The 17,005-nt window shown below is 56.3% G+C and carries 22 protein-coding genes and 1 pseudogene; 13 read left to right on the top strand and 10 right to left on the bottom strand.

Going from position 1 to position 17,005, the window contains the following annotated elements; translation table 11 throughout:
• Positions 1-70: 70 nt before the first annotated feature.
• Entirely contained in the window at positions 71-1,456 is a 1,386-nt protein-coding gene (locus tag ASG68_RS09685; RefSeq protein WP_062609555.1) for an NAD(P)/FAD-dependent oxidoreductase, read from the bottom strand.
• Between the two features lie 165 nt (positions 1,457-1,621).
• Here ASG68_RS09685 and ASG68_RS09680 point away from each other — a divergent pair, with 165 nt between their 5' ends.
• The 5 genes from ASG68_RS09680 to ASG68_RS09660 all read left to right on the top strand — a co-directional run bounded on the left by ASG68_RS09680 (position 1,622) and on the right by ASG68_RS09660 (position 6,291).
• Positions 1,622-2,428, top strand: a complete 807-nt coding sequence (locus ASG68_RS09680) for a DUF1295 domain-containing protein (RefSeq protein ID WP_112409043.1) — start codon at positions 1,622-1,624, stop codon at positions 2,426-2,428.
• A 202-nt stretch (positions 2,429-2,630) separates the two neighbouring features.
• On the top strand, positions 2,631-3,155 hold the full coding sequence (locus tag ASG68_RS09675; RefSeq protein WP_062603694.1) for a hypothetical protein: 525 nt from the start codon (positions 2,631-2,633) through the stop codon (positions 3,153-3,155).
• Between the two features lie 171 nt (positions 3,156-3,326).
• The gene (gene folE / locus ASG68_RS09670; RefSeq protein WP_062609553.1) at positions 3,327-3,935 is read left to right on the top strand and encodes a GTP cyclohydrolase I FolE; all 609 of its coding nucleotides are present in this window, start codon (positions 3,327-3,329) and stop codon (positions 3,933-3,935) included.
• Positions 3,936-3,974: 39 nt separating this feature from the next.
• Positions 3,975-4,682: an SDR family NAD(P)-dependent oxidoreductase gene (locus tag ASG68_RS09665; RefSeq protein WP_062603691.1), complete on the top strand. Its 708-nt coding sequence runs from the start codon at positions 3,975-3,977 to the stop codon at positions 4,680-4,682.
• A gap of 61 nt (positions 4,683-4,743) precedes the next feature.
• The gene (locus ASG68_RS09660) at positions 4,744-6,291 is read left to right on the top strand and encodes a cryptochrome/photolyase family protein (protein ID WP_062603689.1); all 1,548 of its coding nucleotides are present in this window, start codon (positions 4,744-4,746) and stop codon (positions 6,289-6,291) included.
• Positions 6,292-6,585: 294 nt separating this feature from the next.
• On the opposite strand, the gene ASG68_RS31870 is transcribed toward ASG68_RS09660, so the two are convergent.
• Positions 6,586-6,828, bottom strand: coding sequence for a hypothetical protein (locus tag ASG68_RS31870; RefSeq protein ID WP_200943322.1), 243 nt, complete (start codon positions 6,826-6,828; stop codon positions 6,586-6,588).
• A gap of 164 nt (positions 6,829-6,992) precedes the next feature.
• Between ASG68_RS31870 and ASG68_RS09650 the strand changes: the two genes are divergently transcribed.
• Positions 6,993-7,295: a DUF982 domain-containing protein gene (locus ASG68_RS09650; protein ID WP_062578696.1), complete on the top strand. Its 303-nt coding sequence runs from the start codon at positions 6,993-6,995 to the stop codon at positions 7,293-7,295.
• A 32-nt stretch (positions 7,296-7,327) separates the two neighbouring features.
• On the top strand, positions 7,328-7,501 hold the full coding sequence (locus ASG68_RS31310; protein WP_156384849.1) for a hypothetical protein: 174 nt from the start codon (positions 7,328-7,330) through the stop codon (positions 7,499-7,501).
• Between the two features lie 502 nt (positions 7,502-8,003).
• Here ASG68_RS31310 and ASG68_RS09645 read toward each other — a convergent pair.
• Entirely contained in the window at positions 8,004-8,336 is a 333-nt protein-coding gene (locus tag ASG68_RS09645; RefSeq protein WP_062603685.1) for a DUF2934 domain-containing protein, read from the bottom strand.
• 234 nt (positions 8,337-8,570) lie between these two features.
• Between ASG68_RS09645 and ASG68_RS09640 the strand changes: the two genes are divergently transcribed.
• On the top strand, positions 8,571-9,008 hold the full coding sequence (locus tag ASG68_RS09640) for a response regulator (protein ID WP_062578694.1): 438 nt from the start codon (positions 8,571-8,573) through the stop codon (positions 9,006-9,008).
• A gap of 172 nt (positions 9,009-9,180) precedes the next feature.
• On the opposite strand, the gene ASG68_RS31305 is transcribed toward ASG68_RS09640, so the two are convergent.
• Complete coding sequence (locus tag ASG68_RS31305; protein ID WP_156373928.1) at positions 9,181-9,345, bottom strand: hypothetical protein; 165 nt, start codon at positions 9,343-9,345, stop codon at positions 9,181-9,183.
• A gap of 562 nt (positions 9,346-9,907) precedes the next feature.
• Between ASG68_RS31305 and ASG68_RS09635 the strand changes: the two genes are divergently transcribed.
• Positions 9,908-10,159, top strand: a complete 252-nt coding sequence (locus ASG68_RS09635) for a hypothetical protein (RefSeq protein ID WP_062603683.1) — start codon at positions 9,908-9,910, stop codon at positions 10,157-10,159.
• Here the strand turns inward: ASG68_RS09635 and ASG68_RS09630 are convergent.
• Both ASG68_RS09630 and ASG68_RS32995 read right to left on the bottom strand, forming a co-directional pair.
• Positions 10,132-10,368, bottom strand: a complete 237-nt coding sequence (locus ASG68_RS09630) for a calcium-binding protein (protein ID WP_062603682.1) — start codon at positions 10,366-10,368, stop codon at positions 10,132-10,134. The two genes, ASG68_RS09635 and ASG68_RS09630, sit on opposite strands and share 28 nt — an antisense overlap.
• A gap of 344 nt (positions 10,369-10,712) precedes the next feature.
• Positions 10,713-10,925, bottom strand: a complete 213-nt coding sequence (locus tag ASG68_RS32995) for an Arm DNA-binding domain-containing protein (RefSeq protein ID WP_413814005.1) — start codon at positions 10,923-10,925, stop codon at positions 10,713-10,715.
• Between the two features lie 837 nt (positions 10,926-11,762).
• Between ASG68_RS32995 and ASG68_RS09625 the strand changes: the two genes are divergently transcribed.
• The 4 genes from ASG68_RS09625 to ASG68_RS09615 all read left to right on the top strand — a co-directional run bounded on the left by ASG68_RS09625 (position 11,763) and on the right by ASG68_RS09615 (position 12,994).
• Positions 11,763-12,092 (top strand): DUF6894 family protein, encoded by a 330-nt coding sequence (locus ASG68_RS09625; RefSeq protein ID WP_062603679.1) that lies wholly within the window; start codon positions 11,763-11,765, stop codon positions 12,090-12,092.
• A complete protein-coding gene (locus tag ASG68_RS32755; RefSeq protein WP_274534209.1) occupies positions 12,089-12,223 on the top strand; it encodes a hypothetical protein in 135 nt (44 codons plus the stop codon). The genes ASG68_RS09625 and ASG68_RS32755 overlap by 4 nt, the downstream gene beginning before the upstream one ends.
• Positions 12,224-12,254: 31 nt before the next feature.
• On the top strand, positions 12,255-12,470 hold the full coding sequence (locus tag ASG68_RS09620) for a hypothetical protein (protein ID WP_062603677.1): 216 nt from the start codon (positions 12,255-12,257) through the stop codon (positions 12,468-12,470).
• Between the two features lie 263 nt (positions 12,471-12,733).
• Positions 12,734-12,994, top strand: a complete 261-nt coding sequence (locus ASG68_RS09615) for a hypothetical protein (protein WP_062603675.1) — start codon at positions 12,734-12,736, stop codon at positions 12,992-12,994.
• 764 nt (positions 12,995-13,758) lie between these two features.
• On the opposite strand, the gene ASG68_RS09610 is transcribed toward ASG68_RS09615, so the two are convergent.
• The 4 genes and pseudogenes from ASG68_RS09610 to ASG68_RS32300 all read right to left on the bottom strand — a co-directional run.
• Positions 13,759-13,971, bottom strand: coding sequence for a response regulator (locus ASG68_RS09610; RefSeq protein WP_062603673.1), 213 nt, complete (start codon positions 13,969-13,971; stop codon positions 13,759-13,761).
• A 162-nt stretch (positions 13,972-14,133) separates the two neighbouring features.
• Positions 14,134-15,168 (bottom strand): sensor histidine kinase, encoded by a 1,035-nt coding sequence (locus ASG68_RS09605; RefSeq protein WP_062603670.1) that lies wholly within the window; start codon positions 15,166-15,168, stop codon positions 14,134-14,136.
• Positions 15,165-16,607 (bottom strand): ATPase domain-containing protein, encoded by a 1,443-nt coding sequence (locus ASG68_RS09600; protein ID WP_062603668.1) that lies wholly within the window; start codon positions 16,605-16,607, stop codon positions 15,165-15,167. Before ASG68_RS09600 ends, ASG68_RS09605 begins: the two co-directional genes overlap by 4 nt.
• 144 nt (positions 16,608-16,751) lie before the next feature.
• Positions 16,752-17,004: pseudogene (locus ASG68_RS32300) on the bottom strand (hypothetical protein); the annotation flags it as partial.
• Position 17,005: the final 1 nt, after the last annotated feature.

Below are 17,005 nucleotides of genomic sequence, written 5' to 3'. Positions count from 1 at the left end.
GGCCTTGCGATGGGTGAAGTTTGGAAGGAAGCGCTTGAAGGGCGCGAAGCATACCGCAACCGTGGGGTCCTCATGCAAGCATCTCCAGATCGACAGTTCGTTTTGACGGTCGCTCCACAGAGCCGCGGACGATACGCCCGCTCTCCTGCGGGACGTTCCATGGACGGCGTATACCTCCGAGCTCTTCAGCCACGGCGAGCCCCGCTTGAATACCATCCTCGTGAAAACCGGAGCCGAAATGCGCGCCGCAAAACCACGTGTTGCGTGAACCTTGAAGCGACCAGATTTCGCGCTGGGCTCGATCTGTGGCGAGGTCGAACACCGGATGGTCGTAAGCCTCAGTGGCGATGATCGTCGCGGCGCGGGGAGAACGTTTGGGATTAAGCGTCACGAAGGTAGGCGGGGCAGAACCGAGTGGCTGCAGCTTGTTCATCCAATATGTGATCGAAGGCTGGGTCTGATCCTGCTGACTGGTACCCCTGTTGTCCGCGACATAGTTCCAACTGGACCAGGCAGCACGGCGTTTCGGCATCAGTGTGGTATCGCCATGCAGAACTGCCTCGTTGCGTGAGTAGCGGAAGCTCCCCAGGATCCTACGCTCCTCATCGCTCGGGTCGGCCAACATCCGCAGAGCCTGGTCGGCATGGGTCGCCACCACAACGTCATCGAACCAGTATTGCTTGTCGAAGGCATCGCGGATCTCGACCTGATTGCCCAAACGGTGGATTGCATTGACGGGCGTCGAAAGCCTTACCCTATCAGCAAAACCGGCGGTCAGTCGCGCTACGTATTCCCGACTGCCGCCCCTCACGGTGCGCCACGTCGGTCTATTCCACAACGCCAGAAGACCATGATTGCAGCAAAATTTGACAAAGCTTGCGGCTGGATAGGCACCGACCTCCATCGCCGGCGTCGACCAGATCGCGGCGGCCATCGGATAAAGGTGATCCTCGCGGAAAGGACGCCCATAACCGTTACGGGAGAGATAGTCGTCGAGAGAGATGCCATTCATCACAGCGAGGTCGCGGGGTGCATTGCGGTAAAACCTTAGAAGGTCGCGCATCATCGACCAGAAGCGCGGGTTTGCAACATTCGACCATTGCGCAAACAGACCGAGACCCGTACCACCGGAATACTCGAACTCCCCTTCATTGAGCGATACTGCAAATGACATGTTGGAAGCGGCCGTCGGTACATCGATCGCACCGAAAAGTGCCGTGAGATTGGGATACGTCACTTCATTGTAGACGATGAATCCCGTATCCACCGCGACTTTGCCACTCTCTGCAGTAAACGTCACCGTGTTGCTGTGACCGCCAAGCCTACCCGCAGCCTCGAACACGGTCACATCATGATGCTTTGACAGAAGCCAGGCTGCAGAAAGACCTGAGATGCCGCTGCCAATGATTGCGATATTGAGACGGCGCGCCCCAACGGCACGAGTTCGAAATTCCATAAACGCCCCTCATAGTTTCAATTTTTGAACTGTCATTACTTACGGAAGGAACTCGCCACGGTTTTCGATCACGCAGATTTTTTTCCAGTTTCTGGTCGGAAGCGTAAACCGAGCTACCGGAACCAGCGTAGGGGCGTTCGTTAACTGAGTGCGCAAGGGAAGCGAATGGACATCTATCTGTTGGGTATTATCGCGATTGCTCTTTCCGGAGCGATGGCTGGCGCCTGGGCCATCCAGCGCGCGACAGGCCTCAGCGGCTGGATCGACACGATCTGGTCCTTGGTCGTGGGAGCCGGAGGTGTTGCCGCCATAATCTTCGCCAATGGTGGCAACACCCGTCGCTCTGTCGTCTTCATCGTCATCGCACTATGGTCTCTGCGGCTCGCAAGCCACATCGGGATGCGCACAAGAGGGGCAAAGGAGGATCCGCGCTACGCGAAGTTTATTGAGGAATGGGGCGACAGTGCCGCATGGCGGCTTTTCGTCTTCTTGCAGGTTCAAGCGGTCGCAGCCTTCGTCCTCGTATTGGCCGTGTATCTGGCGGCAGACAACGATGCGAGTGTCTCCCGACCTCAGGATTTCCTTGCCATCTTCGTAGCTTTCATTTCCCTAGGCGGCGAAACACTGTCCGATTACCAATTGGCACGATTTCGAAAATCGCCGGGCGCGCGCAACGGGATTTGCGAGGTTGGCCTTTGGCGCTATTCCCGCCATCCCAACTATTTCTTTGAGTGGTTATTCTGGTGCTGTTTTCCGCTGTTTGCGCTGACGGGGCCGGCGTGGAGCTGGTTGTCGGTTCTTGCCCCAATCATGATGTACTGGCTGCTGGTGCATGTATCGGGAATTCCACCGTTAGAGGAATACATGCTGCGGTCGCGCGGCGACACGTTTCGCGCCCTGCAAAAGCGCGTCAACGCCTTTTTCCCCGGCCCGCGCAAATCCCTGCCGTCTCCTGGCGGAGAGGTTCGATGAAAACCTTGGCGTTTGCAATCAACGCCGCTGGACGTGCAGTAATGGGATGGCATTTCGCTTGCGGCTTTGGATCTGCTGGAGGGTGCAGAGGCGGCCCCCTCGCAACGACGCTGGCGGCGCCTATTCCTGTCGACTGCGGGCTACTCGGTCTTGAGAGCGGCGATGTCTTTGGTGTCGGGCACTATCTGATGGCTCCAAGCGCATGAATCTGGGTGACACTCGAAGAGATCCCCTGACCCAGGCGACTGTCACAGTTGCTTGGGTGATTATCCTGAACAAGCCTTTTTACCCACTCTATGTTTGGTATCTTATCGGTCATGGAGTGTTGGCGTCACTTTGGACGCTCGCAGCGGTTCCGTTTTTCCTGACCATTCCGTTTCTTGCAAAGCGTTCGTCTTTGGCGGCAAGAGTTGCGCTACCATTGGTCGGAACACTCGACACGTGGTTCGAAACGAAGCTTTTTGGGCCAAGCTCCGGGACAGAATTGTTTTTCGCAGCCTGCTTGATGTTGGCGGCGATGTCGTTTCGTGCGAAGGAACTTTGGTGGCAGCGGGGTATGGCTGCCATCGTCTTCATCGTTTTCATGTTCTCGCGAACATTCATCGGCGCGCCGTTGCATGTCTGGAACGAGAGCGACTTGGCGATTCTTCTCAATCTCAACGCGTTCGCGGTGGCGAGCCTTACAACCTTCGTCGCGCTTCGATACGCCGGCGTCAGGAATAGGTGATCGAGCGGCATCTTAAGCTCACGCGCCGCATCATCAGTCTTTGTTTAGCCACAACGCTGCGGTTACGGCACCGTTGAGCAGAACGCCCATTTCCACTCCTCCACGCCGCAGTTTTGATCCGAGCCAAACGATCAGCGTATCAGCCTGACTGAAGAGCAAAGGAAATTCCAGATGGACGCAATCGCGACGGATAGAGATTTTTTTGAGGCCCCAGACGTTCCGAACCAAGAGGAGGCCGAAGCCGCCGTGCGGACTTTGATCCGGTGGGCCGGCGACGATCCTTCACGCGAGGGCCTGCTGGATACGCCAAGGCGCGTCGCCAAAGCGTATCGTGAGCTTTTTTCTGGTTACAATGCGGTCCCGGAGGACATTCTGGTGCGGACTTTTTCCGACGTCGCCGGCTATAACGATATGGTGATTGTCAAGGATATCGAGTTCCATTCGCATTGCGAGCATCACATGGTGCCATTTCATGGTGCTGCCCATATCGCCTACGTCCCGGAAGCCGGCGTGCTTGGACTTTCTAAGATGGCACGACTGGTTGAGCTTTATGCCCGCCGGCTTCAAACACAGGAAACGATGACGTCGCAGATTGCGAGAGCTCTCGACGAAAGCCTTCGCCCGAAAGGCGTTGCTGTCATGATTGAAGCAGAGCACATGTGCATGGCGATGCGCGGCATTCGAAAGCAGGGTGCCAAAACAATAACAACCACGTTTACCGGCACGTTTAAGGCTTCTGCTCAGGATCAGTCGCGCTTTATGATGCTGGCGCGGGGCTGATTGTTGCAAGACTACTTCCAAACGTTAGGGGAGCATCTCATGGCGGGTACACTCATGACCTCGTTGGATCCGGGATACTCGGCCCTGGTGATCGGGGCAAGCGGGGGTATTGGCCAAGCGATTTCCAGTTGCTTGGCAACCGATCTTAACTGCTCAAAAATAGTTCAGCTTTCGCGCCGTGAGAACGGGCTCGACATCACCGACGAAGAAACCGTTCGTCGCGCGGCCGATAGATTTCAATCAACGTCGTTCGATCTGATTTTCTGCGCGACCGGCGCGCTGACCATAGATGGTGTTGGACCAGAAAAGTCGATACGCCAGATCTCGCAAAACGTTATGATGAACCAGTTTGCCGTTAATGCAGTTGGACCAGCATTGATCCTGAAACACTTTGTACCCCTGCTTGCCAGGAGGACACGGGTCATCTTTGCGCTGCTTTCAGCGCGCGTCGGATCGATCGGCGATAATCAACTTGGTGGATGGATCTCTTATCGATCTTCCAAGGCTGCGCTGAACCAGATCGTCCATACAGCGGCAATCGAGGTGTCCAGGGTAAACCCTGCATCGGTGGTCGTCGCCATGCATCCAGGCAGCGTTGCCACCTCCCTGTCGGATCCATTCTCCTCAAAGCACAAAAGGTCGACGCCTGACGACGCCGGGCAAGCCATTCTACGGGTGCTTGACGCGCTTCAGCCTGCCGAGACTGGTGGTTTCTTCGCATACGACGGCAGCCCCATCGTTTGGTAGCTCGGATCACGGGTGTTTCGCTATTGACCAAGACTTACTCCAACGCCGATGGGAGTTCTCGTTGAAACGGGCTCGTAATCTCATCTTTGTCCTTGGCGATCAGCTTTCACAGTCGCTCTCCAGCCTCGATGGCGCCGATCCCGCGCAAGACGTTATTTTGATGTGCGAAGTCATGGAGGAGGCGTCCTATGTGCATCATCATAAGCTGAAGATCGCGCTGATTCTCTCCGCCATGCGGCACTTTTCAGAAGAGCTTCGTGAGCAAGGCTTTGATGTGCACTATATGTCGCTCGACAGCCCGGATAATTCCGGTTCCTTTACCGGTGAGCTGAAACGCGCTGTCTCCGATATGAAACCGCAGCGCGTCATCGTCACCGAGGCCGCAGAGTGGCGGGTCCTCCAGGCGATGGGAACATGGGAGGTGGGTATCGGCATTCCGGTGGAAATTCGAGTTGATAACCGCTTTCTCTGTTCGAAGTTTGAATTTCAAGATTGGGCGCGTGGACGTCGATCCCTGACGATGGAATATTTTTACAGGGATATGCGGCGGCGAACTGGCCTCCTGATGAATGGCAACAACCCGGAAGGTGGCCGCTGGAACTTTGACGCGGAAAACCGCAAGCCCGCAAAGCCTGACCTGTTTCGCCCAAAGCATGCTAAGTTTGATCCGGACAAAACGACCAGAGATGTTTTGAATCTTGTCGAACGGACGTTTCCGAAGAACATCGGCTCGACAGCAAATTTCTCATTTGCGGTGACACGCGCTGATGCGGAAGAGGCAGCTCGGACGTTTGTAAAAGAGTTTCTACCAAATTTCGGTGAAACGCAGGACGCGATGTTGAGCGAGGATCCGTTTCTCAATCACGCGCTTTTATCGTTCTACATCAACATCGGCCTTCTTGATCCCTTGGCGCTCTGCCATCAGGCGGAACGAGCCTACATCGAGGGCGAAGCGCCGCTCAACGCCGTCGAGGGTTTCATCCGACAAATCATTGGGTGGCGCGAGTACATCCGCGGCATCTACTGGTTGAAAATGCCGGGATACGAACATAGCAACGTGTTCAAAGCGGACAGACCGCTTCCCGGTTTTTTCTGGAGCGGAGATACCAATATGGCCTGCGTTTCGCAGGTGATTACCCAGACGATCGACTACGCCTATGCTCACCATATCCAACGTCTAATGGTTGTTGGAAACTTTTCGATGCTCGCCGGGCTTGATCCCCATGCAGTGCATGAGTGGTATCTTTCTGTCTACGCGGACGCATTTGAATGGGTGGAGCTACCTAATGTCATTGGCATGAGCCAGTTTGCGGACGGGGGTTTTATGGCATCCAAACCCTATGCGGCAAGTGGCGCCTACATCTCCCGGATGTCTGACTACTGCGACGGCTGCCGATATGATGTCTCTAAGAAAACCGGCGAAGACGCATGTCCATTCAATGCCCTGTACTGGGATTTTATAGATCGAAATACCGCGATCCTATCCAAGAATCATCGTCTCGCTCAAGTCTATTCTACTTGGAGGCGGATGGATGAAGACAAGCGGCAGTCCTATCGCAAAAGTGCGGCGTCGTTTCTCACCAAGCTTGGTCGTCGAGAGCGCGTCTAACCAGTTCGCTGGCAAAGGAGGAGATGCCTACGATGGCCTAGGGACGATGTGAAGTTTTGTTCGGAAGGTGCGTGTGCTGACAGAGATGCTGATCGAGTGCTACGACTCCGGCTCGTCCTAGCAGCCCGCCGAATCCTCCGGCGCGAGATATTCTGAAAAGAACTCGGCCAGCCGTGCGACCGCCGGGCCGACATATTCCGGCTTGTAGTACCTGTCGTAGTGTCCCGCGCCTTCGACTTCGAAGAAGTACTTCGCCCTCGACGTCGAAAGGTCGAACAGACGCCTCCCCGCCTCCTACTGTCCGGTCGGACCCCGGTGCCCGCCGACGATCACCTGCAGCGGCTGGGTCACCAGCTCGGGCACAAGGCTGATCGCGTCGAAACCCAGCAAGGCGCCATAGCTGACGAACAGCAGGCGGTTCGTCGAATTCGGATGCCCGGGACACGACTCCCGATCGAACGTGACTAGGTTCACGGCAAGCGCGGCGAACGCGATGCCGCCCCTACCGCAGTCGGAAAGACGGCAAACTAACGCCACCCACCCCACCATGTTCCAGCGCGCGAACCACGCAGCGCTATTTGCCCGCTTGTCTTCTCCGGCAAGCGGGCTTTTTGTGCCTAAAAATTCGTCAGCGGACCTTGAATCGGACCAACCGAAACCAATATCAAAATCATCCTAACATCGTGAAAAGGAGGAATGCTATGCTTGCTGACGTGTATTTTTCCGTGCCCCTCAAGGTGGCGTTTCCGAACGGCCTGACGCGCGCATTCGAAAGCTTGAACGACACCGTCGATTTTCTCGAGAATGAGTGGCCGCTTCGCCACGGGGAGCGCTATCAGCGTGCATGCGAAAAATGTCGCGCCGCCCTTGCGAGGCGAACGCCGGTTGCGATCGCCCGTGAAGCATTTGTTGCTGCTTGCCTGGAAGCGGGCTTGCCGGTTCAGGCTGTTGCCGCAGCATGGCAGCGCACTGGATCCAGTCCGTCTGGCCGCATGAGCGCTTAAACTCCCTCACTATAAAATAGATGGAGCGCCATATGACCGAGAAACCGACTCGGCGTCCGCGCGGCGCGTCACCGCGGGGCAACTTTGAGAAATCAAAATCGGCGAGCACTGATTATGAAACCGAAAGGATGGCAGCGCAACAGCGAAAATCCGAAGCGCTTCGCAAGCTTCGCCTAGAGGCGGAGAAAAAAGGAGATAGTGTGTAATTACCCGTATCGCAAAAAAACGCCGCGACCAAAAGGTTGCGGCGGGAGCGTGACATGCGTGTTCGGGGATCAAAAATCCGCTGGAAATGTGCCATTGGTTTTTACGGAAATCAAGCGGCCTGATTGTCTGAGGCGGAAGTCCTCGCGCCGTTTAAATTTTTACAATGCGAGCCGAATTCAGAGGCTCTAGCATTTGCAGATCGGCAGGGAGCCGCCGAACGGGGAGTCATGGGGTGCGCGGAAACATCCTGTGCCTCCCCGTTTTAACCTAGCTCAAAGAACAACTCATAAAAAAACGGCCCACCCTAGCGCCTGGTGGGCCGTCGATTAATCACCGCAGCTGGGAGGAGATCGCCACGAATCGACGCAGTCAGAGGAGATGGTCGGCTGCGTTGAGATGATCTTCTGCCAACATGGTTAAGCAGGCGTTAACTTGCGACGGCAGGATTTGGCTCTTGTCGGCCCGCTTTCCGCGCCACCGGAGAGCGGGCTTTTTCATTGATTACTTCGAAAGCGGACTTAGCGGCTGCTCGCCCGTATGATGTACGGGATTATCCGCCCCACCGCTCTCCACAGGGTCTTTACTGTTCTCGGACTGGCCGGTTCTTGCAGGCGGCACGTCCTGATCGTCTGTTCCCGCCGCAAACGGCAACGGGATCGGCTCCAGGTCCATTTCTGGCGGGCTGGGCGCATCAGACGCCGCCAAGCCAGAATTGCCGCCGTCGATCTCCCTTTCTGCTTGTTGCCAGTGGTCTTCGTGCTTTCCACTCGGGCTGCCCTCCGTTTCCCAGAGTGAGTAGGCCCGTTCTCGGATCAGGTGTTCGCGGTTGGTCATGGTCGTCTCCTTCGTTGTGAGAGCCGAACCGCGATATCCAGTCATTGTTCCGTCACGGCGCTATCGCAACGGTCGATCGATCCACCAATGCTCCATCTATTGATATTGTTTAATGCCATTCCCTCCGGAGAGGCGTATAATATAGCCACCAGTCCCACTGCACCTATCCTTTTCCTCGGCTGCGACTGTTTGAGAGACCAATTTGCTCTTGCCCAACTTTGATGGAGCAGAGCTATGTCTCTACTTGATATTACAGATCCCACTCCCCCTGACATCGAGCCCACTGCAGACCGTGTCCGAACCGTCCTCGTCGTTGAGGATGAGCCGTTCATTGCGATGGATATCGATGAAGTTTTAAAAGCGGCCGGTATGGCAGTCGAAGTTCGCTCATCACGAAATGACGCTTTGAGATGGCTCGAGAGCAATAGCCCCGCTACTGCGGTGCTCGACTTCAGCTTTCGTGACGGCGACGGGTTGGCCATTGCAGTTGTCTTGCAGGAGCGTGGCATTCCCGTGATTTTTTGTTCGGGCGGAGAGCCATCGGACCTTCCAGACAATTTCAACGTCACTGCGTGGATCCGCAAGCCTTTCCGTGACTGTGATCTGCTGGACGCGGTGCGCTTTGCTATCGAAATGCGCGAATTTCACCTGCAGATGGAGGAAAGAGCGTGACAGAGGTCGAAAGCAAAACGCGCCGTCGCCGTAGCGCATCCCCCCGCGGCGATGTCGAAGCTGCAAAGTTTTTTACAACCGTTAGCGAGGATGCTCGGGTGGCGGCGGATAAGAAAAAGACGGAAGCGCTGCGTGCGGCCCGGCGAGCGTGAGCAAGATGCTCGCCGAAATTCTACGGCAAAGGCCAGCCTCTGATACGGCAATAGTCCTCGGCGGCAGCCCTCGCCAGCGCCTGACTGGGCCAAGGCCCGGCGAGCGTCATGACCTTATCGCGGTACTCAATGAGCACCGCCTTCGACACCACATCATAAATGATCGTGGCTGAGTTCTCTGCCATGCGTTGGTTCCCCCGGATTAATCAGAACTAAAGTATCGCAGGCGAACATCGCATGCCGTTCCCAAGGACACATACGGATGCGCAGTCGTTTGGTTCCGTCAATTTAGATAAATCTCCAAATCCGCGCGTTTTCTCCAACGGGCGGGCTTTTTGTTGGCGTTCACAAAAGGTCCGGGCAGTCTTGTAGCAACACGAGGATCCCACCACGACTGGCGCAGAACGCATTGCCGAGTTAGAGGCCAAAGTTGGCCAAGCGTATCAAGTGATCGGGCAGCTTCTCGCTGGCTCCGACGGAGAGCACACTGACTTCGATTCGTCAGGCGGCCAGTGAGCGCTCGATTACTTCGCGCATGAAGACTACGACGATGACTTCCTTCCGTTCTAGCATCCGCGCCGATGAACACCGGCCACCTGATCTCACACACTTTGTCCGCCGTGCTCGTCAGTCCGGCGGGCTTTTTTACGTCCTCATCCGACTTCCATTTGGTGCTGACTCAAATAAACATCTTAGCCAGTTTGCGCGTAAGTCGCGAGATGCATTGCTCACTAATCTGGGGTTGAAATGGCATACGATAAGGTTGTTAACGGTACCGCCAACGCTGACGACATAAACGCGAACGATTTCTCGTCTTTATACAAGCTGATTGCGCTTTATGGGCGGGGCGGGAACAATACGCTTACGGGCGTAAATCTGATGGATGGAGGCGCAGGCGACGGCATAATCGACGACGGCGCTCGCGATAGCATTATTGATGCCGGCGACGGCAATGACATAATTATTGACTCTTACAGCGAACGGCTGATCGTCGAATAGATCGTGTCCATGCCGCCACTCTCGGTGACAGCATCGTTTCCACCGGCGAGCATGTATCTATCGTCCCCGAAACCGCCGACGAGTGTGTCATTTCCGCCGCCGCCATCCATGGTGTTGTTGCCGGCGTTTCCGGTAATGGTATTTGCGAACGCTTTTCCGGTGCCGTTGATATTGTCCGTCCGCCAATGCTGGGCTCGGCGCTGAAGCAATCGCGGAGATCGTTGCCGGCTTCGAGATACGCGAAAAGGCCGTGCATGTCGCGTCCAACCTCCCCGATCCCGGGCTGAACGAAGTCAATCTCCTGCATGGGCCTAACACTAGCGGTTTCCTGTTTTTCACCCCAGATCGGCCGGAGCAAATTGACGATGTCGGTATTGCCAATATCGGCCAACGCCTTCGACCTGATCTGCCTCGCGTGGTTCTCAACGAGGTTACGCTACCTTGCCTCAGTCTTCGCACCGCGCCATCTGCCCCGCCTTGACGGCGGCGTCATGTAAGAATCCACATAAGTACCGAATGTCATGGCGGCAGGCTTCGGCTTTTAGCTCCTTCGCTACAACAGGGTCACGCCCTGGCGAATTTGCTTCCGAGCTTCTTCTGCCCGATCGCGCGCATCTGCCAGTCCAACCGTGTGCAATCGGCCGAGCCCCATCTCCCGGCGTTTGCCTGCTAATGTATAGTTGAGGATCCAATAGCGGCCGTTGCCCTTAGACATTAGATATAGTCCGCCACCATCCCGCAGTTTCGTCGCCTTGCTTGCGACGATTGATTTTATGGTGAGTACATTTCGAGTATGGCTCCCTCTGCCACCGGATTTTCACGCCACGGCTTGGGTTCGTAAACCCTTCGTCGACGGCGAACTTGTTGGCTCTGTAAAGCAGACGTTGGAACTTCGCGTCTTCCATCTGGAGATGGAGGCTCGGGCATGACCGATCCGGAAACAACGACGCGCCGGCCACGGGGGAATCCCCACGTGGGAAGTTTGAAACTCCCAAGGAATTCGGAAGTGCAAGCGAAAACGCTCGTGTGGCCGCAGATAAGAAGACCGAGGCGCTACGGGCGGCGCGGCTGCAGCGTGAACGAGATGCGCGCCAAGGTTCTAGGGTAAAGGCCAGCCCCTGATACGGCAGTAATCCTCGGCTGCGGCCTTTGCGTGTTGCGGGCTTAGTCAGGGACCGTCTAACGTCGCCACTTTGTCGCGGTATTCGATCAAAACCGCCTTCGCAACAACGTCATAAACGATCGTGGCCGAGTGCTCTGCCATGTTCGGCTCCTCCATTTCGACATACCTACTCTACCACGACGGACGCCGACGAGCAGTTCCCAGCGTCACATATGGATGAACAGTCGTGTTGGTTCCGTCCGAGTTTGGGATTCGAACTTGCGGGTGTTGAAGCCGCGTCCGGCCCGGCCGACATGATCCTCCGAGCGGCTTAGGGTCGCGCCGCACCGATGGCGAACGCTGCATATAAGGAGAGTCGGAACAAAGCCCTGCAAGCTTCGTTGAGTCGCGCTGGAAACGGCACGTCCGTGCCTCCCCATCCAGCACATCAGGCAACTGGCCCTGCCTCGGCAGGGTCCTTTTCCTCCGAAGGGATCTTGCATGCCTTACTACTTTTTCCACATGCGAACAACTGAAGGCGTAGAGCAGGATCCAGAGGGCATCACGTTTCCAAGCCTGGAAGACGCACGGAAAGATGCCGAAGCGGGCCTGGTCGATATGGTATCCGACGAGATGGCTTCAGGACGTGGGCTACACCTTCGAGGCATCGACATCACCGACGGAAAGGGAACGGTCTTCGCGTCTGTCAACGTGAATTCGGACACGCAAGATGACCTAGACGGTGACAGCGGCGATGCAAACGACTTCGGAGAATTTCCGGCCGCAGAAGGCCTTGTCAAAGCGTCCATTCAAGGGAAGCAAAAGCCATGACACCGAGAAGCGTCCTCTTCCTCATGATCGCCGGCTTCTTTGCCGTCGCGCTGCTGCTGATCCACAATGCTTATTACAAGCCCAACACTATCGACCGAGCAAGCATTCCGGCCGTGGCCGAGCAAAGCTAGCGCTGTGGCGCTCTACGCTTGGACGATCCAAGTGCCAAACCGCCAGCCGATCAAGCGGGTGACCAACATCGACGAGCTGCATGGCGTGTTGCGCATGCTTGATCTGCCGGGCTTGCGCTACCCGCAAGACATCACCGTCAACGATAATGGCGGGGTCGCTGACAGCGGCAAGTTTCGGCATGTCGATGTTGAGGATGGCTTTGACTGGTCGGTGACGTGGGTGAAGGTGGATGGCGGGGCTGATTAAAGCAGACGCCGTTGCCAGATCAGGCAGCAAGCGTGACCGTCAGTGAGATGCTTGACAAGCTCTCCAGCCGCGAATAATCGGCCACGATCAAAACCCGATTAAATTCGCAAACGCCTGCCCCACATGGTTCTGCGAGGCAGTCGGAGTGATTTTCGGGCTATCGGTCAAATTATAAACGGCCCACAGATGAAGTAGGGGGTATTAGCGTTCAGCAACCCTTTTCCTCTATGCACAATACGAGCCATCAACAAGGGCAATCCCAAATGAACGCACTCCACGTTTTCTGGAAATACACGACTGTGAAGGATAAGTTTCTGATCGCAGCCGTCGGCGTCTCACCCTTATTGGTCGTCCTGCACGCACTGGATATTCAAAGCCGTGGTCTTCTTTCAAAGGGTTTTTGGCCTATCAGTGCGTTTTTGTTTTTCTTTATCTTCATTGTCGTCTTTGCCCTACGTTACGGAATGTACCGTGAGGCCAAGAAGGCAAAAGTTCTGCTGATCAGAATTAAAACAGGCCTATGAGGTTGGGGCGCGGGGTTGCCTTAGCAGTGTGTCGCGCTATCTACGCTTACATGCAGACAGAGCCGCGAAATACAGCCAACGACAATTCGCCTGCGCCGCAGCCAACGCCATTGAGTCCGTCGTATGGTTCGGCCTGGGGCTGCACACGTCGCATTAAATTGCTGGAGTGATACTGGGGCGCTGGGGCAGCAAAAAAGCCCCTGCCGGGGAGCGACAGGGGCGTGAGTTTGTTCGATAGCCCGCTTTCATTCGGGCGAGCCGAACATGCCACAAAACAGAATCGACTCCACTTCTATTTAAAGACATGCCGATTTGCGCGCGTTTTGGAGGCTCGCCTCGCAGGCGATATTTGGACGACGCAAGCCCTGATCTGTTTCGGTGACGGATCAGGGCTTTTTGTGCTCATTGGGAACCTTAGCGAGGCCCAACTGAGGTGTGCTCTTCGGGCCTCTAACCAGATGCGGGCTCGGATTTCCCTCCGGCTGAGTAGGACCATACGCCTCTCGCCTCATACCAGCAATTGAATTGCGATCCTGGGACGTGGGGATTGGTTACGATGTAAGATTACCTCTCGCTTATTTTCGAATCTTCTTGCGAACTTCCGCGTTCCTTTCACATCCGTGCGAGGGGAACTGCCCTTTAAAGCCTAGATATTTATCGTCCGTATCGGTTTCTTGACTATTGCCTGGGTGGGCGTCCTGGCGGCTTTGGCTTCAAAAATACTATGAGATCCTGGGGCGGTGGGTAAAAGAAGGACCGCCATCCTAGGGATGGCGGCTGAAGGCCGCTGGGGGTGTGACCGACGATTGCGTGAACATCAAGTGGATCTTTGACTGCGCGGTGAGAATGGCGATCGCATCGTCTGCATTGGCAGCCTCGAATACCCTGAATCCCTCCTCTTCCAGTGACTGCCCGATATCCATCCGAAGAAGGATTTCGTCCTCGACGACAAGAACCGTGATACCGTTGTAGCCCATCCCCAAAGCTCCATCGCGACTGTTGCGGACCGTAGACATCCGACAAGGACAGGTAACGTGCCGGTCGGAAAATTGATCCTCGATCTTCAGCAGGTTTTCGACGGCTTACTGGGACTGGTCGCAGCGGACTCGGTCATCCGGGTCAGTGTCAAGGAAACGCATTTACTTAAGTCGTTCCAGTGGTCCAACCACATGGCACCGCAGACCCTGCCGCTCGAACACTATCTCGGGCTTGGATCCGAACAGGGCTCCGAGCGCAGAGCGGACATATTTGGTGCCGTAACCCTGCCGCGTCGGTTCCGTCACAGGGGGACCACCCGATTCGACCCAGCCCAGGGATAGCGTCGGCGGATTATGCTCCGAGATGGACCAGGCAACGTCTACACTGCCGTCTTTTTGCGACAGTGCGCCGTACTTGATGGCGTTCGTCGTCAATTCGTGAAGACACAGAGCAATTGTCGTGGCAGTAGTCCGACTGACGAAAACGTCGGGCCCTTGCGCTTTGATACGACTGAGGCCATCGCTGTTATATGGCGCAACCGTAACCGCAATCACCGAAGAGAGAGAAGCCTCTTCTCCACCAGCCTCGAATACCACCGTATGCACATTGGACAAGGCGTGCAGCCGGCTGGTAAAATCTTCAGCGAGTTCGTCGACCGTTGAGGCGCCGCGCCGCGTCATCTGAAAGATCGAGGTCACGCTCGCAAGGATATTCTTGATGCGATGATTAAGCTCCAGTCGCAGCTCGACCTCGCGCTCGATGGCGTCGCGCACCTGTTTCTGGCGCAGCCGCACCAGAAGATTGGTCTGGATGCTGTTGACCAGTTCCAGCCGGGCGATCGGGCGCGTGTGGAACAGGAGACGCGCGCCGGGCCATGACCGATGTAGATGCTCGCGAATTCGATCAAGCGGTGCCGCCCGCTCGAGGAGCACCAAGATCGGAACTTCCGACCAATCCGGCTGGGCGGCGAGATGCTCACCGATCGCGGCAATGATCGACGCGCTCAACGCTTCGTGGGTAATGACAATGACGCCGGGAGACAGTGACAGGTGATTGGCCAGATCGTCGCCGATCAGGCTGTGGTTGACTGCTATATCCTGCTCACGCAAAAACGCAGCGATGTAGTCTGCATCCTTGCGAAACGGAGCAAGGACAAGGACCCAATCGAGCTCGCTTTCGCCTCCCGCGTCATTCATTTCGGGTCAGGAAGGGGATTGTAGGAAACAACGCTGACGCTGCCGCTTTCGATCAGCAGTTCCTGGACATTGAGATCGTGCGGACCGTGTCGTTTTTTTACAACAGTGATATTCCGGCGCAATCGCCCCTCGTGCTCGACGATCCGCAGCAGCAGGACCGTATCGCCCAGAAAGCTGACATCGACGTCGATGCCGACATTTTGGCCAAGCAACCCGTGCTGGGCGACGATCAACATGGTCAACACGCCGGAGCGGGCGAGGAATTTCAGCAGCGACTGGATATCGCGGACCGCCTTTTCGCGGTGGGGCAACGAGTTGAGATAGCCGGTCAAGCTGTCGATAACGACCACGCGGACCTTGTTCTTGGTCACGGCGTCCTGGACGATCTGACCGAATTCACCGGGGGAAATTTCGTTCGGATTGAAATCGCGCAGGATGAGCTTGCCGTCCTTATGGAATTGACGCAGCTGCATCCCCAGACCTTCGGAGCGCCGGAAGAATGTCTCAAGCCGCTCTTCGAACAGGAACAGCGCGACGTTTTCGCCACGCTCGAGCGCCGCGGTCGCATAAAGCGATGACATGGTCGACTTGCCGGTACCCGACTGGCCGATGACCAGGGTCGTGGTTCCGGCTTCCTGGCCGCCACCGAACATATCGTCCAGCGCTGCCACACCCGACTTGATCAGTTGCGGCTTGGTCGTTTCCGGTGCGGTATTGGGCATGATCCTTGGGAAAACGACAACGCCCTCGCCTTCCCGGATCGCCATGTCGTGATAGCCGTCGGCAACCGGGACACCGCGCATCTTGGAAATCTCGACGCGACGGCGCACACCGCCATATTCCTCCAGCGACTTGTCCAGACGGATGACCCCGTGGGCCAGCCCTTCCACTTCTTCCCCGCTGCGGTCATAGCCCAGCGTCTGGGTATCAAGCAGAAGGGCGACAACGTTGCGCTCGGCCAGAAACGATTTGAAACCGATCAATTCCCGCCGGAAGCGCGGGGAGTCGCCGGTGATCAGCCGGATTTCCAGAAGCGAGTCATAGACCAGGCGACGTGGTTGGTGTTCTTCGATTGCAGCTTCTATTGCCTTTCTGGTTTCATCCAGACGAAGATCAGCCGTCAGGAAGATGCTTTGGTCGTCCGCCTCGCTGACCGACCCGGAGGTGGTCAACTCTTCGATACGAATGCCATCGAGCGTCCACCCGTGCGAAACCGCGATAGCTTCGAGTTCTGCCGCCGTCTGCGACAGCGTCACGTAAATACAGCTTTCGCCCGCGTCCACGCCGGCGCGGAGAAACTGGAGTGCCGCCGTGGTCTTGCCAGATCCCGGCGCGCCCTGAAGCATATAGAGGTTCGATGCCGGTAGGCCGCCGCGCAGGATCTCGTCCAGTCCTGTTATTCCGGTGCTGACAACTGCAGTCGCTTTCCGTCTCGGCATATCGCATCTTTCCCAAAAGCATTGGCAGATCCCGAAGAACCTACGCATCATCATCATCGAAAGATGCCATGCTGTTATATTGGGGTTTCCCAAAACATCAATGACAGGCTGCGTCGCACGCTGGCGCGTGCGTGATGGGCCGGGTCAATGAACTGATCGACTAAGAACGCGGTGTGGGTATGCCGTCTTGAACTGCGCAAGCATCGCGCACGCTTGGTGCAGAACCCGCTCGGTCGTCTCAGGATTGTCGCGCGCAAGTTCGTCGGCGTTCAAGCGGATCGCTTGCGCTACATTAGCCGACATCACAGCAAAACGGCCCTCACCGTAGACAAGCGCATCCTGCGAGGCAGTCTCGAGCCAGCGCGCAAAATCGACGATAATCTCCTCCCTTTCCGGGN

It is taken from the genome of Rhizobium sp. Leaf453 (assembly GCF_001425605.1).
Taxonomy (GTDB): Bacteria; Pseudomonadota; Alphaproteobacteria; order Rhizobiales; family Rhizobiaceae; genus Pararhizobium.
The sequence above is the reverse complement of the archived record's forward strand: the minus strand, read 5'-3'. Positions and strand labels throughout refer to the sequence as shown.

Coding starts and splice junctions, on each gene's coding strand:
- ASG68_RS09685 (WP_062609555.1), bottom strand. CDS start 1,456: ATGGAATTTCGAACTCGTGCCGTTGGGGCGCGCCGTCTCAATATCGCA.
- ASG68_RS09680 (WP_112409043.1), top strand. CDS start 1,622: ATGGACATCTATCTGTTGGGTATTATCGCGATTGCTCTTTCCGGAGCG.
- ASG68_RS09675 (WP_062603694.1), top strand. CDS start 2,631: ATGAATCTGGGTGACACTCGAAGAGATCCCCTGACCCAGGCGACTGTC.
- folE (WP_062609553.1), top strand. CDS start 3,327: ATGGACGCAATCGCGACGGATAGAGATTTTTTTGAGGCCCCAGACGTT.
- ASG68_RS09665 (WP_062603691.1), top strand. CDS start 3,975: ATGGCGGGTACACTCATGACCTCGTTGGATCCGGGATACTCGGCCCTG.
- ASG68_RS09650 (WP_062578696.1), top strand. CDS start 6,993: ATGCTTGCTGACGTGTATTTTTCCGTGCCCCTCAAGGTGGCGTTTCCG.
- ASG68_RS31310 (WP_156384849.1), top strand. CDS start 7,328: ATGACCGAGAAACCGACTCGGCGTCCGCGCGGCGCGTCACCGCGGGGC.
- ASG68_RS09645 (WP_062603685.1), bottom strand. CDS start 8,336: ATGACCAACCGCGAACACCTGATCCGAGAACGGGCCTACTCACTCTGG.
- ASG68_RS09640 (WP_062578694.1), top strand. CDS start 8,571: ATGTCTCTACTTGATATTACAGATCCCACTCCCCCTGACATCGAGCCC.
- ASG68_RS31305 (WP_156373928.1), bottom strand. CDS start 9,345: ATGGCAGAGAACTCAGCCACGATCATTTATGATGTGGTGTCGAAGGCG.
- ASG68_RS09635 (WP_062603683.1), top strand. CDS start 9,908: ATGGCATACGATAAGGTTGTTAACGGTACCGCCAACGCTGACGACATA.
- ASG68_RS09625 (WP_062603679.1), top strand. CDS start 11,763: ATGCCTTACTACTTTTTCCACATGCGAACAACTGAAGGCGTAGAGCAG.
- ASG68_RS32755 (WP_274534209.1), top strand. CDS start 12,089: ATGACACCGAGAAGCGTCCTCTTCCTCATGATCGCCGGCTTCTTTGCC.
- ASG68_RS09615 (WP_062603675.1), top strand. CDS start 12,734: ATGAACGCACTCCACGTTTTCTGGAAATACACGACTGTGAAGGATAAG.
- ASG68_RS09610 (WP_062603673.1), bottom strand. CDS start 13,971: ATGGGCTACAACGGTATCACGGTTCTTGTCGTCGAGGACGAAATCCTT.
- ASG68_RS09605 (WP_062603670.1), bottom strand. CDS start 15,168: ATGAATGACGCGGGAGGCGAAAGCGAGCTCGATTGGGTCCTTGTCCTT.
- ASG68_RS09600 (WP_062603668.1), bottom strand. CDS start 16,607: ATGCCGAGACGGAAAGCGACTGCAGTTGTCAGCACCGGAATAACAGGA.